The sequence below is a fragment of the Rhizobium sp. WYCCWR 11128 genome (assembly GCF_013416305.1).
Lineage (GTDB): Bacteria > Pseudomonadota > Alphaproteobacteria > Rhizobiales > Rhizobiaceae > Rhizobium > Rhizobium indicum.
Map to the genome: position 1 here is coordinate 22520 of NZ_JACCEZ010000011.1, position 13034 is coordinate 35553.

General features: G+C 61.0%; 11 protein-coding genes. 9 read left to right on the plus strand and 2 right to left on the minus strand.

Annotated elements, in window-relative coordinates; genetic code table 11:
* Nucleotides 1-313: 313 nt before the first annotated feature.
* The 5 genes from HX898_RS26590 (at nucleotide 314) to HX898_RS26610 (ending at nucleotide 5193) form a co-directional block, all read left to right on the plus strand.
* Complete coding sequence (locus tag HX898_RS26590; RefSeq protein WP_138333943.1) at nucleotides 314-1516, plus strand: MFS transporter; 1203 nt, start codon at nucleotides 314-316, stop codon at nucleotides 1514-1516.
* Between the two features lie 220 nt (nucleotides 1517-1736).
* Nucleotides 1737-2297 (plus strand): FMN reductase, encoded by a 561-nt coding sequence (gene msuE, locus HX898_RS26595; RefSeq protein WP_138389986.1) that lies wholly within the window; start codon nucleotides 1737-1739, stop codon nucleotides 2295-2297.
* Between the two features lie 244 nt (nucleotides 2298-2541).
* Nucleotides 2542-3381 carry a MetQ/NlpA family lipoprotein gene (locus HX898_RS26600; protein ID WP_180196251.1) on the plus strand — a complete coding sequence of 280 codons (840 nt, stop codon included), beginning with the start codon at nucleotides 2542-2544 and terminating at the stop codon, nucleotides 3379-3381.
* An 89-nt stretch (nucleotides 3382-3470) separates the two neighbouring features.
* Nucleotides 3471-4559: a methionine ABC transporter ATP-binding protein gene (locus HX898_RS26605; RefSeq protein ID WP_138333948.1), complete on the plus strand. Its 1089-nt coding sequence runs from the start codon at nucleotides 3471-3473 to the stop codon at nucleotides 4557-4559.
* Entirely contained in the window at nucleotides 4540-5193 is a 654-nt protein-coding gene (locus HX898_RS26610) for a methionine ABC transporter permease (protein WP_180196252.1), read from the plus strand. Before HX898_RS26605 ends, HX898_RS26610 begins: the two co-directional genes overlap by 20 nt.
* Nucleotide 5194: 1 nt before the next feature.
* On the opposite strand, the gene HX898_RS26615 is transcribed toward HX898_RS26610, so the two are convergent.
* Entirely contained in the window at nucleotides 5195-6553 is a 1359-nt protein-coding gene (locus HX898_RS26615; protein WP_180196253.1) for an LLM class flavin-dependent oxidoreductase, read from the minus strand.
* Between the two features lie 233 nt (nucleotides 6554-6786).
* Between HX898_RS26615 and scpA the strand changes: the two genes are divergently transcribed.
* A complete protein-coding gene (gene scpA / locus HX898_RS26620) occupies nucleotides 6787-8925 on the plus strand; it encodes a methylmalonyl-CoA mutase (RefSeq protein WP_180196254.1) in 2139 nt (712 codons plus the stop codon).
* 1 nt (nucleotide 8926) lies between these two features.
* Here scpA and HX898_RS26625 read toward each other — a convergent pair whose 3' ends face one another.
* On the minus strand, nucleotides 8927-10087 hold the full coding sequence (locus HX898_RS26625) for a fumarylacetoacetate hydrolase family protein (RefSeq protein ID WP_180196255.1): 1161 nt from the start codon (nucleotides 10085-10087) through the stop codon (nucleotides 8927-8929).
* Nucleotides 10088-10456: 369 nt separating this feature from the next.
* Here HX898_RS26625 and HX898_RS26630 point away from each other — a divergent pair, with 369 nt between their 5' ends.
* Genes HX898_RS26630 through HX898_RS26640 form a run of 3 tightly spaced genes read left to right on the plus strand, consistent with a single transcriptional unit; the run spans nucleotide 10457 to nucleotide 13004 of the window.
* A complete protein-coding gene (locus tag HX898_RS26630) occupies nucleotides 10457-11467 on the plus strand; it encodes a Gfo/Idh/MocA family oxidoreductase (RefSeq protein WP_180196256.1) in 1011 nt (336 codons plus the stop codon).
* A 10-nt stretch (nucleotides 11468-11477) separates the two neighbouring features.
* Complete coding sequence (locus HX898_RS26635) at nucleotides 11478-12575, plus strand: Gfo/Idh/MocA family oxidoreductase (protein ID WP_138333960.1); 1098 nt, start codon at nucleotides 11478-11480, stop codon at nucleotides 12573-12575.
* 18 nt (nucleotides 12576-12593) lie between these two features.
* Entirely contained in the window at nucleotides 12594-13004 is a 411-nt protein-coding gene (locus tag HX898_RS26640; protein ID WP_138389979.1) for a VOC family protein, read from the plus strand.
* The last annotated feature ends 30 nt before the right edge of the window (nucleotides 13005-13034 follow it).

Genomic DNA, 13034 nt, shown 5'->3' on the forward strand with positions numbered 1-13034 from the left:
GTATCCCCTGCATGGCTTTTCCATGGTTGTTTTCACATAGCCCACTGGATATGTGATCATCGCTGCTGACTGTGATATGAAAGCCCTCGCCCGGAAAGACGTGAAATCACGCAGAAATCACTCGGCGGAAGCGCAAATCGAACAAAAGCCGTACCAATACGGATAAAACTGGGCTGTAATTGCGTCCCGGCTTACGCTAAATGCAGTTCAGCGACCGTCGCACGAGAGTCTTCCCAGCCCCGATCGCCCGAAAATCCATCGAACAAAAGCGACGTGGCATGGCACCGGCCGTGCCTGTGCAGGAGAAGTATTGATGGCAACCGTTGCCGAGAGCCCGCCTCGTTTCGAAAAGACGACGATGTCTATCCTCATGGCGGTCAGCTTCTGCCACATGCTGAACGACATCATGCAGTCGCTGCTCGCCTCGCTTTATCCGCTGTTCAAGGCGAACTACGATCTCGATTTCGTGCAGATCGGTCTCCTCACTATGACTTTCCAGGTCACGGCTTCGCTGCTGCAGCCGCTCGTCGGCATCGTCACCGACCGCTGGCCGATGCCCTATTCGCTGCCGGTCGGTATGGCGAGTACCTTTTGCGGCCTCATTCTGCTCGGCAATGCCGGCAGTTTCACCCTGCTGCTGGTTGCCGCAAGCCTGATCGGCTTCGGCTCGGCGGTCTTCCACCCGGAATCTTCGCGTGTTGCCCGTCTTGCCTCTGGCGGCCGCCACGGTTTCGCGCAATCCTTCTTCCAGGTTGGTGGCAATGCCGGCCAGGCGATCGGCCCGCTGCTTGCCGCCTTCATCGTGCTGCCGCTCGGTCAGCACAGCGTCTCATGGTTCGCCGCCATCGCCATGGTCGGCATGGTCGTGCTGAGCTGGGTCGGCAACTGGTACATCAGCCACAGGCGCCAGAATGCCAGCAAGCCGGCAATAAGCCGGACCCTGCCGCTGCCGCAGAACAGGGTCGTCTGGGCGCTGCTCATCCTCGTGCTGCTGACGGCAACGAAGAATGTCTACATGGCCAGCGTATCGAGCTACTTCACCTTCTATGTCATCGACAAGTTTGCCCTCAGCGTGCAGCAGGCACAGCTGATGCTCTTCCTGTTCCTCGGTTCGGTCGCCGTCGGCACCTTCCTCGGCGGGCCGATCGGTGACCGCTTCGGCGCGCGTTTCGTCATCTGGTTCTCGATCCTCGGCGTCATTCCCTTCGCGCTCCTGCTTCCCTATGCCAACCTCTTCTGGACGGGTGTGCTCAGCGTCGTCATCGGCCTGATCTTCGCTTCGGCCTTCTCTGCAATCGTCGTCTTCGCGCAAGAACTGGTGCCCGGGCGCGTCGGGCTGATTGCCGGGGTCTTCTTCGGCTTCGCATTCGGGGCAGGGGGGCTTGGTGCAGCCCTGCTCGGCAGTTTCGCCGACACCCATGGCATCGATTTCGTCTACCGCATCTGCTCCTACCTGCCGCTGCTCGGTCTCCTCACGGTCTTCCTGCCGCGTATTCCCAAGCAGAAACCAGTTTGACGCGACATCGCTTATGGACAATCGATGGAGCCGGAATGTCACCGACACTCCGGCCCGGTTCATCATGCAGTTTCGCACGTCGCCTTCGCCCATAGGCCCGAACGTATTTTTCTCCTCCTATGGGGAAGAGGGATCACCATTCCTTTAATCCACTATTTTTATAGATAATATTCGTCCCAATAATGACGTCGGTCTCGGCACGATATTGGAAGGAAATGGCATGTCTGCTCACAAATTGGTCGGCCTTGCGGGTAGCTTCAACCGCCCCTCGAAGACATTTGCACTTGTTGAAAACGTTGCCGGTCTCGCCGGTGAGAAATACGGCTTCGACAACACCATCTACGATCTGACCGATGTCGGCCCCTCGCTTGGCCAGGCGCTGCGCCGTGACGATCTCGACAGTCGCGCCAGGGAAGTCATCGACGACATCGTCAATGCCGATGTGCTGGTCATCGGAGCGCCGACCTACAAGGGCAGCTATCCCGGTCTCTTCAAGCATCTGATCGACCTGATCGACCCGCATGAGCTGCGCGCCAAGCCAATCATCATCACTGCGACCGGCGGCGGTGACCGCCATGCGCTGATGGTCGAGCACCAGCTCCGGCCGCTCTTCGGTTTTTTCATGTCTCACACGCTGCCGACCGCGGTTTATGCATCCGACCGCGACTTCACCGATTACCGCGTCTCATCCGATCCACTTTCCAAGCGGATCGGGGAAGTCATCGGCGAGCTCGAGGCCTTCTTTCCCGGCCGGAGTCGGGCACTTATCGCTGCCGAGTGAAGAGCGTCGGGATAGGCTTGAAACGGCGCCACGGAGGCGCCGTTTTCATTTTTGCAACATGCTCACGAGCCGCAATTAATCCACAAAATTGATGGAAATTTATCCTGCCGATATCGATGGCAGGGCAAGAGTTTTTCCGGCCCTCCCTCCACATCAGACATTCGTGCTTCGCTCGCGATCCGCCCATTTGCCATGATCAGCCTGCTCGGGGCGTTCGGCCTCATTCAGTCAGACGGGATATACAATGACCAAGAACAAAAATCTTCACGGCTTCCACCTTTCGCGCCGCGCGGCTCTTGCCGCCGTGGTCGTTTCCGCTGCCGCGCTCTTCGCCTTTGCAGCACCCCACCCTTCCTTTGCCGAGGACAAGTCGATCAAGGTCGGCATCATGGCCGGCGAGGATGAGGATGTGTGGCGTGTCGTCACGAGCGAGGCGGGCAAGAAAGGTCTCAAGATCGAGACCGTCATCTTCAACGATTACACCCAGCCGAATGAAGCGCTGGAGCGCGGCGAAATCGATGCCAACGCTTTCCAGCACCAGCCCTATCTCGACAACCAGATCCAGCAGCACGGCTATCACATCGTTCGCGTCGGTTATACCGGGGTCTGGCCGATCGGCCTTTACACCAAGAAATACAAGTCCGTCGCCGAGATCCCGGAAGGTGCCGTCATCGGCGTGCCGAACGATCCCTCGAACGAAGGCCGCGCACTGCGCGTTCTCCAGAGCGAAGGCCTGATCAAACTGAAGGACGGCACCGGTATTCTCGCCACCGTCGCCGACGTCACCGACAATCCAAAGAAGATCGAGATCAAGGAACTCGACGCCGGCATCGTCGGCCGTTCGATCGACGATCTGGATGCCGGTATCGTCAACACCGACTGGGCGCTGAAGAGCGGTCTTTCGCCGGCCGAACGCATTGCCCAAGAGCCGATCGCCGACAATCCGTACCGCAACTTCATCGCCGTCAAGGACGACAACAAGGATGCCGAATGGGTCAAGACGCTTGTTTCTTCTTATCAGAACGACACCGTGAAGGCCGAGTTCGAAAAGGTCTATAAGGGAACGGGTCTCAGCGCCTATTGATCCGAGGCAGGGCTGGGGTTAAGGCCTGCCGAGAGGCGGTCCGGGCGTTCTCTGCCCGGACCGCCTTCAGTATTTGTAAGGAAAACCACATGAATTCCCTTGTTTCCACCACGGCGATCGAGGCACAGTCTCAAGCGGCGGCTTCCGAAGAGGTGGTGAGACTGACCGACGTGAAGCGACGGTTCGGAACCACTGCAGCCCTCGACGGCATTTCGCTGACGGTGAAGAGAGGCGAGATCCTTGGCATCATCGGCCGCAGCGGCGCCGGCAAATCGACGCTGATCCGCTGCCTGAACGGCCTGGAGCGCGCCGATAGCGGCGAGATCCTCATCGAAGGCCGAGACATCACCGGACTTTCAGAACAGGACCTGCAGCCGCTGCGCCGCCGCATCGGCATGATCTTTCAGCATTTCAATCTGCTTTCTGCCAAAACCGTCGAGGAAAACGTCGCGCTGCCCCTGAAGATCGAGGGTCTTGCAAAGGGCGAGCGCCTGAAACGAGCGCATGAGCTGCTCGAACTCGTCGGCCTTGCAGACAAGGCGAAGGCTTATCCCGCATCGCTGTCCGGCGGCCAGAAACAACGCGTCGGCATCGCCCGGGCGCTGGCGGCACGCCCGGCACTGCTGTTGTCCGACGAGGCGACATCGGCGCTCGATCCGGAAACGACCCGGTCGATCCTGGCATTGCTGAAAGACATCAACCGTAAGCTCGGACTGACCATTCTGCTCATCACCCACGAGATGGAAGTGGTCCGCGGCATTGCCGATCGCGTCGCGGTCATCGATGCCGGGCGGATCGTCGAGGAAGGGCAGGTCTGGTCGGTCTTCGCCAATCCGCAGGCTGATATCACCGGGAGCCTGCTCGGCGGCATCCGCCCGCAGCTTCCTGAACATATCGCCGGTCGGCTGTCGGCGACGGCCGGCAGGGAGGTCATTCTCAGCGTCGATCTCGCCGGGCCGCAGGCGCAGGGCGCGCTGTTTGCCGAACTCTCGGCGGCATTGCCGCATTGCTTCCGCCTCGTCCATGGCGGCATCGACCATATCCAGAACCAGCCGGTGGCGCGGTTCTTCATCGCCGTTCCCGCACGCGACCCCGCGCTTGCCGGAAAGGTCGAAAAATTCCTGACGGCCCGGTCCGCCCGGGTGGAGGTGCTTGGTTATGACACCGATCATGCTTGAACTGCTTATTCGCTCCCTTTGGGAGACGATCCTGATGACCCTCGCCTCGGGATTGATCTCGCTCGTCGCCGGCCTGCCACTCGGCCTTGCACTGGTCGCGACGGCGCGCGGTGGCATCGCCGAAAACCTCTGGATCAATCGCGTGCTCGGCGCAGTCATCAACGGCTTTCGCTCAGTGCCTTTCATCATCCTGCTGGTGGCGCTGATCCCGCTGACGCGGCTGATCGTCGGCACCGCGCTCGGCACCTGGGCGGCCATCGTGCCGCTCGCCATCGCCGCAACGCCCTATTACGCCCGTATCGCCGAAGTATCGCTGCGCGAGGTCGACCGCGGGCTGATCGACGCCGTGCGCGCCATGGGCGGCAATCGCTGGACGATCATCCGCGAGGTGCTGGTGCCTGAAGCGCTGCCAGGCATCGTCGCCGGTTTCACCGTCACGCTGGTGACGCTGATCGGCGCCTCGGCCATGGCGGGCGCGATCGGCGCCGGCGGCCTCGGCGATCTCGCCATCCGCTACGGCTATCAGCGTTTCGAAACCAGTGTGATGATCGCGGTGGTGGCCGTCCTCATCGTGCTCGTCTGCGGCATCCAGTGGCTTGGCGACCGGCTGGTGGCCAAGCTGGACCATCGATAGGTCAGCGCCGGAACCTGGCGGCGGGGTGAGCGGCGGGCAACCTGCCGTTCCCGCCGCCGAAAAGCTTCTGCCGCAAGGGTCCTGCAGCATAGTCCGCCTTGAAGACGCCGCGCTCCTGCAGCACCGGCACCACCAGGTCGACGAAATCGCGCAGGCTTTCCGGCGCCACTGTTCGCGCCAGATTGAAGCCGTCGATGCCACCCTCTTTTATCCATGTCGCGAGATGATCGGCGATCTGTTCCGGCGAACCCACTATCGGCTTCATCCGGCTGCCGAGCACCATCTGGTCGATGATGTCACGCAGCGTCACCGGCTTTGGCGCCTGTTTCGTGATGGCCGCAAGTGCCGATTGATTGGCGTTGGTCGAGCTCTGGTCGATGACGTCGTCCAATCCATACTTCGAAAAGTCGATGCCTGTCGAAGCGGAGTAATGCGCAAGCGAAGCCTCGACGCTCGCATGGCGGCGATAGTCCTCCAGCTTGTCCCGTGCTTCCTTCTCCGTCCGCCCGACGACGACGGTGATCAGGCTGAGGATCTTCAATGCGTCGGCGCCGCGGCCGAATTCCGTCGCCTTCGCCCGCAGCGCATCGACGGTCGGCTTGGCCGCCTTGGGATTCGGCCCGGCAATGAAGACGCATTCGGCGTGGCGTGCGGCGAAATCCTGCCCGCGTGCCGAGGCGCCGGCCTGGAAGAGCACGGGCGTGCGCTGCGGCGAGGGCTCGGAAAGATGGATGCCTTCCATCCGGTAATATTTGCCGTCGTGACGGACAGAGCGCACTTTGGAGGGATCCGCATAGACGCCGCCCGCCTTGTCGCGCACCACCGCATCGTCGTCCCAACTCCCTTCCCAGAGCTTGTAGAGAATTTCGAGATATTCTTCGGCTGCGTCGTAACGCGCATCATGTTCCGGCAGCTTGTCGAAACCCATGCTGCGGGCGGCACTATCGAGATAGCCGGTGACGATGTTCCAGCCGATCCGTCCCTTGGTCAGATGATCGAGCGTCGACATGCGCCGTGCCAGCAGGAAGGGTGGCTCGTAGGTGGTGTTGACGGTCACGCCGAAACCCAGATGTTTCGTGACATAGGCCATCGCCGAAATCGGGATCATCGGATCATTGACCGGGATCTGCGCGCCCGTCTCGATCACCGGCGACGGGCTACCCCTGTAGACATCGTAGACACCGACGATGTCGGCCAGGAAGATGCCGTCCAGCTTGCCGCGTTCCGCGGTCTTGGCAAACTCCGTCCAGTAGTCGAGATCGGTATAGTGCGCTGAGCGGTCGCGCGGATGCGTCCACAGACCGTGGTTGATGTGCCCGACGCAGTTCATGTCGAAGGCATAGATCTGCATTGTCTTCATGAGGCGGGTCCCAAAGTCGGCAATAGAAATCAAGGATTTGCCGCATTAATTATCCAAAAGCATGATACCGAAAAGTGTGAGCGGTTTTCGGACGACATCATGCTCTAACTATATAATGTAGAACAGGATTCAGATTTTGGGCCAGCTCGGCCTAAAATCATCCTGTTCGGGCTCTATCGCACGAGGAGCCTGTGAAATGGTAGGGTGGGGATGAAAAAAGCCGGAGGAAACGCATGACGAAGAAGACGCTGTCGGATTGGGTGGAACTTGCGCAAAAGGAACTGCGCATCTCGCCCGAGAAGCTCACCTGGCAGACGCCGGAAGGCATTGCCGTCAAGCCGCTCTATACGGCCGAGGATCTCGACAGCGCCGGGCACCTTGGTTCGCTTCCCGGCTTTTCGCCTTTCACCCGCGGCCCCCGCGCGACGATGTATGCCGGCCGGCCTTGGACGATCCGCCAATATGCCGGCTTCTCCACGGCAGAAGAATCGAACGCCTTTTATCGCCGCAATCTCGCCGCCGGCCAGAAGGGCCTGTCGGTCGCCTTCGATCTTGCCACCCACCGCGGTTATGACAGCGATCATCCGCGCGTCGAGGGCGATGTCGGCAAGGCGGGTGTGGCAATCGACAGCGTCGAGGACATGAAGATCCTGTTCGACGGCATTCCACTCGGCGAAATGTCGGTGTCGATGACCATGAACGGCGCCGTCATCCCGATCCTTGCCTCCTTCATCGTGGCCGGCGAGGAGCAGGGCGTTCCACGAGCCGACCTTTCTGGCACCATCCAGAATGACATCCTCAAGGAGTTCATGGTCCGCAACACCTATATCTATCCACCGGAACCATCGATGCGGATCGTTGCCGACATCATCGAGTATACCGCAAGGGAGATGCCGAAATTCAACTCGATTTCGATCTCGGGCTATCACATGCAGGAGGCGGGCGCGACGCTGGTGCAAGAACTTGCCTTCACGCTGGCCGACGGTCGCGAATATGTCAGGGCAGCGATTGCCAAGGGCCTCAATGTCGATGATTTCGCTGGAAGGCTCTCCTTCTTCTTCGCGATCGGCATGAACTTCTTCATGGAGGCGGCCAAACTTCGCGCCGCCCGCCTGCTCTGGACCCGCATCATGGAGGAGTTCCAGCCGAAGAAGGCTTCCTCGCTAATGCTGCGCACCCATTGCCAGACCTCCGGCGTCTCGCTGCAGGAACAGGACCCCTATAACAACATCATCCGCACCGCTTTCGAAGCGATGTCCGCCGTGCTCGGCGGCACCCAGTCGCTGCATACCAATTCCTTCGACGAGGCGATCGCACTGCCGACCGAATTTTCCGCCCGCATCGCCCGCAACACGCAGCTGATCCTGAGCCACGAAACCGGTGTCACCAAGGTGGTCGATCCGCTGGCAGGTTCCTATTACGTCGAGAGCCTGACGAAGGAGCTTGCCGACAAAGCCTGGGCGCTGATCGAGGAGGTGGAAGCACTTGGCGGCATGACGAAGGCCGTCAAGGACGGCCTACCGAAACGGCTGATCGAGGAAGCGGCCGCGCGCCGCCAGGCAGCCGTCGACAAGGGCGAGGAGGTCATCGTCGGCGTCAACCGCTACAGGCTCGACAACGAACAGCCGATCGACATTCTGGAGATCGACAATAGCGCGGTGCGCAAAGCGCAAATCAGACGTATCGAGGAGACCAAGCGGCGGCGCGATGGCAAAGCCGTGCGCGAGACGCTGGCGTCCCTGGCGGAGATCGCACAGAGCGGCAAGGGCAACCTGCTGGAAGCCGCCATCGCGGCGGCGCGGGCCCGCGCCACGGTCGGCGAGATATCGGATGTCATGCGCGATGCCTTCGGCGATCATGCCGCCACGCCTGTGGTGATCAAGGGCGTCTATGGCCAAGCGTATGAAAATGAGCCGGAGCTCGCCGTGCTCAAGACTCGCATGACGGAGGTGACGGAAGCCATGGGGCACCGGCCGAAGATCATGGTCGCCAAGCTCGGTCAGGACGGGCACGACCGAGGCGCCAAGGTGATCGCCTCGGCCTTCGGCGATATCGGCTTCGACGTACTCGCCGGTCCCCTTTTCCAGACACCGGAGGAAGCCGCCGGTGTCGCACTCAGCGAAAAGGTCAACGTCGTCGGCGTCTCGTCGCTGGCGGCCGGTCACAGGACGCTACTGCCACAACTGATCGACAGGCTGAGGGAACAGGGCGGTGGTGATATCATTGTCGTCTGCGGCGGCGTCATCCCGCGGCAGGACTACGAATTCCTGCATGAACACGGCGTTGCAGCCGTGTTCGGCCCGGGAACGAACGTTCTTGAGGCGGCAAACTCCGTTCTCGACCTGCTGCAGGGCAGGCGACGGAATCAGTAATTTAGAGAAGACCGCGATTTGCCAGATTGCTCATCAGCGCCGAAATACCGAAGGTCCAGGGCGGGCATTCGGTGGAGAGCCGCACGGTGTTGACGAGCGCACCGAGGCCTGCCGAGGAAATCTCGACGACATCGCCGATCTTGTGGGTAAAGCCTTGCTTCGGCGCGTCCCGGTCCTGCGTCGGCGCAAACAGCGTGCCGAGGAAAAGCATGAAACCATCGGGATATTGATGATGGGCGCCGACCGTCTGTTTGACGAGATCGGTTGGATCGCGGCTGATCTGCGACATCGAACTCTTGCCGTGCATCACGAAGCCGTCCTCGCCTGACACCTTCAGGTCGAGTTCGGCCTTGCGGACGTCATCCAGGCTGTAGCCGGCATCGAACAGGCGGATGAAAGGACCGATCGAGCAGGAGGCGTTGTTGTCCTTGGCCTTGCCGAGCAGCAGTGCCGAACGGCCCTCGACATCGCGCAGGTTGACGTCGTTGCCGAGTGTCGCCCCCTTGATCTCGCCGCGGCTGTTGACCGCAAGCACGATTTCCGGCTCCGGATTGTTCCAGGTCGAGATCGGATGCAGGCCGACATCGGCACCCCAGCCGACGGAGGAGAGCACCGGCGCCTTGGTGAAGACTTCGGCATCAGGCCCGATGCCGACCTCGAGATATTGCGACCACATGCCCTCGTCGATCAATGCCTGCTTGACCTTGGCGGCCTCCGGCGAACCGGCCTTCAGATTGGTGAGGCTGCCGCCGATCAGCGTGCTGACACGCTCGCGGATCGAGGCGGCGCGTTCCGGACTGCCGGCGGCCTTCTCCTCGATGACGCGCTCGATCATCGACTGCGCAAAGGTAACGCCGCAGGCCTTGACTGCCTGCAGGTCGACGGGCGCAAGGAGATAAGGGCGCGTTTGATCCGGAGCTCCGGTACTGTTGGCGGCGATGTCCGCCAGCGAGCCAACCGCCTTGCCACTTGCTGCGCGGACAAAGCCGGCGGCATCCGACCTCTCCAGGAGAGCGCTCAGCGTCGGCGCCTCGCGCGACGTGATGTCGACCAGCATACCCTCGCGTAACATCACAATGCTCGGTCCCTGCACTTCGGGATTCCAGATGCGACCGACAAAAAGACCATCCGAAGCGGCGACATCGAGCAGAGGTTGAGACATGGTGATCTTCCGTCACAGGCGAGCGGGGAGCGCTCTTTAAAAACATTGCGGGGTGTTGCCGCCCTCCAGCCCGGCGGCAGCCGAAATCGATCACATTCACGGAGATGGGGCAAGATGCGTCGGGGAAAAAGACTTTCGCCCGATCGGTTCAAGCCGTGGCCCTTTGTCGAAAGACCAAGCGTAAAAACCTGCAAAATAACTATTTAGATACAAATTAATCGTTATATTTCATATGGTTAATTTGCACCCTCGTCGATTTCCCCCTTCATCTCGCCTTGACAGGCGGCGGCTTTCGTTATCTGTTTTGCGCGACATGGAGGAGGCTGGCGTCAGGCGGCCACACGAAAATCCCAGGAGGATATTGCAGCGATGTTGAGATTTGCCGTCGTCGGAATCGACCATGGGCACACGTTCGATCACGTAAAGGGGTTGCTGGCCGCAGGCGGCGAGTTCGTCGGCTATTGCCCGCAGACCTCGGTGCCGGCATTGCGCGAGGGCTTCGAGAAGACCTATCCTAACGCGCCGCAGATCGACAGGGAAAAGCTGTTCGACGATCCGTCGATCGATGTCATCTGCATTTCCGCGATTCCTCGTGATCGTGCCGGGCTTGCCATCCGCGCAATGAGATCGGGCAAGGACGTGATGACCGACAAGCCGGGCGTGACGACCTTCGCCCAACTCGAGGAGGTCAAGCGTACCGTTGCCGAGACCGGCAAGATCTTCTCGATCTGCTTTTCCGAGCGCCACTGCGTCCGCTCCGCGGTCAAGGCCGGCAAGCTCGTCGCCGAAGGCGCGATCGGCAAGGTGATCCAGACGCTCGGCGTCGGTCCACACCGGCTGCAACTGCCGACCCGGCCGGACTGGTTCTTCGATCCCGAAGCCTTCGGCGGCATCATCGTCGATATCGCTTCGCACCAGGTCGACCAGTTCCTGTTCTATACGGGCTCGACCACAGGCGAGGTCATCGCAAGCTCGATCGGCAATTTCGGCATGCCCGACAAGCCCGCCTTCGAGGATTTCGGCGAGGTGCTTCTGCGCTCCGACAAGGCGGCGGGCTATGTCCGTGTCGACTGGTTCACGCCGGAGGCGCTGCCGACCTGGGGTGACGGGCGCCTCACCATCCTCGGCACCGAAGGCTACATCGAACTGCGCAAATATATCGATATCGCCGGCCGGCCGGGCAAGGATCACCTCTTCCTGGTCAACGGCAAGGAAATGACCCATATCGATTGCAGCGGCGAAAAACTCGACTATTTCGACGCTTTCACCGCCGACGTCGGCAACCGCACACAGACGGCGATGACCCAGGATCACGTTTTTGAAGTCTGCCGTCTTTCGCTCGAAGCCCAGGCGAAAGCCGCGCGCATCGGCGCTCGCTGAGGAGGAAATCATGACCAGGAAATTGCGCGTCGGTGTCATCGGCGCAGGCATCGCTGCGCGGCATCTGGCCGGCTTCGGTTGGAACAAGGAGCTTTTCGAAGTTCCCGTGCTCTGCTCGCTCGATGAGGAGCGCGGCAGAGCGCTGTGCGAGGAGTTCGGCATTGCCGAATACACGCAGGATGCGGATTCGCTGTTTGCCCGCGACGATCTCGACATCATCGACATTTCGACGCCGCCGAGTTCGCATTTCGAACTGTGCCGCAAGGGCATCGAGTCTGGCAAGCACGTGATCTGCGAGAAGCCGCTCTTCGGCTCGATCGCCGAGGTCGACGAGATGGGGCGCATCCTTGCCCGCTTCCCCAGCAAGAAGCTGATGCCGATCTTCCAGTATCGCTATGGTTCCGGCCTGCAGAAGCTGAAGCTGCTGATCGAACGCGGCCTGGCCGGCAAGCCGTTCCTGACCACGATCGAAACCCATTGGTGGCGCGGGCCGGATTATTATGCCGTGCCGTGGCGCGGCAAATGGGCGAGCGAACTCGGCGGTGGCCTTCTTGGCCACGCCATCCACGCCCATGACATGCTGAACTATGTGCACGGCCCTTGCGCCGAGGTGTTTTCCTATGGGGCGACGCTGGTCAATCCGATCGAGGTCGAGGATACGGCAGCCCTTTCGGTGAAGATGCAGAATGGCTCGCTGGCGACGCTGTCGATGACGTTGGGTTCGCGCAAGGAGATCTCGCGGTTGCGCTTCTGCTTCAACGACCTCGTCGCCGAAAGCATCATCGAACCCTATACGATGGGCCGTGATCCGTGGACGTTCACCGCCGGGACAGAGGAACATCAGGCGCGGATCGACGAAGTGCTCGCCGCCTATGTGCCTGGCGAGGATGGCTACACCCGTCAGTTCGAGCTCTTCCATAAGGCGATCGTCGAAGACACCGACCCACCGGTGACGCTGCAGGATGCCCGCAATTCGCTGGAACTGGTAACGGCCGCTTATTTCTCGCAGCGAACCGGACAACCGACGCCGATGCCGATCGCCGCCGATCATCCGCTCTATCGCTCCTGGCTTCCGGCAGGGGAATGGCGGGCTGCGGCCACCGTCTGAATCGGGAAGGGCTCTCCGATGCTGAAATCCTTCGAGCATGTCGGCATGACGGTCAGCGACATGGACCGCACCGTCGATTTCTACTGTGGCCTGCTCGGCCTCAGCCTCGTGCTGCGCAAGACGATGGCGAATGGCATGCAAGTCGCGTTCCTCGATGCAGGCGGCGGCATGCTGGAGGTCTTTGCGCCGCCCGGCGGCGCGTCGAGAGCAGTCGACGTGCCTGACGATACGGCCGGCGTCCGCCACCTCACCTTTCATTTCGACAATGTCGACGAGACCTTCGTCCGCCTCGAACTGGCGGGCGTCGAGATCAAGGAGCGGCCGCGCTTTGCCGTCCACTCCGAGATGCTGAACAAGATCGCCTTCGTTCGCGATCCCGACGGCATTATCGTCGAACTTGCCGAACGCTCTCAGAACCGCCAGGGCTGACACAGGTGTTGCCGATCGCTTCGCTGCGGG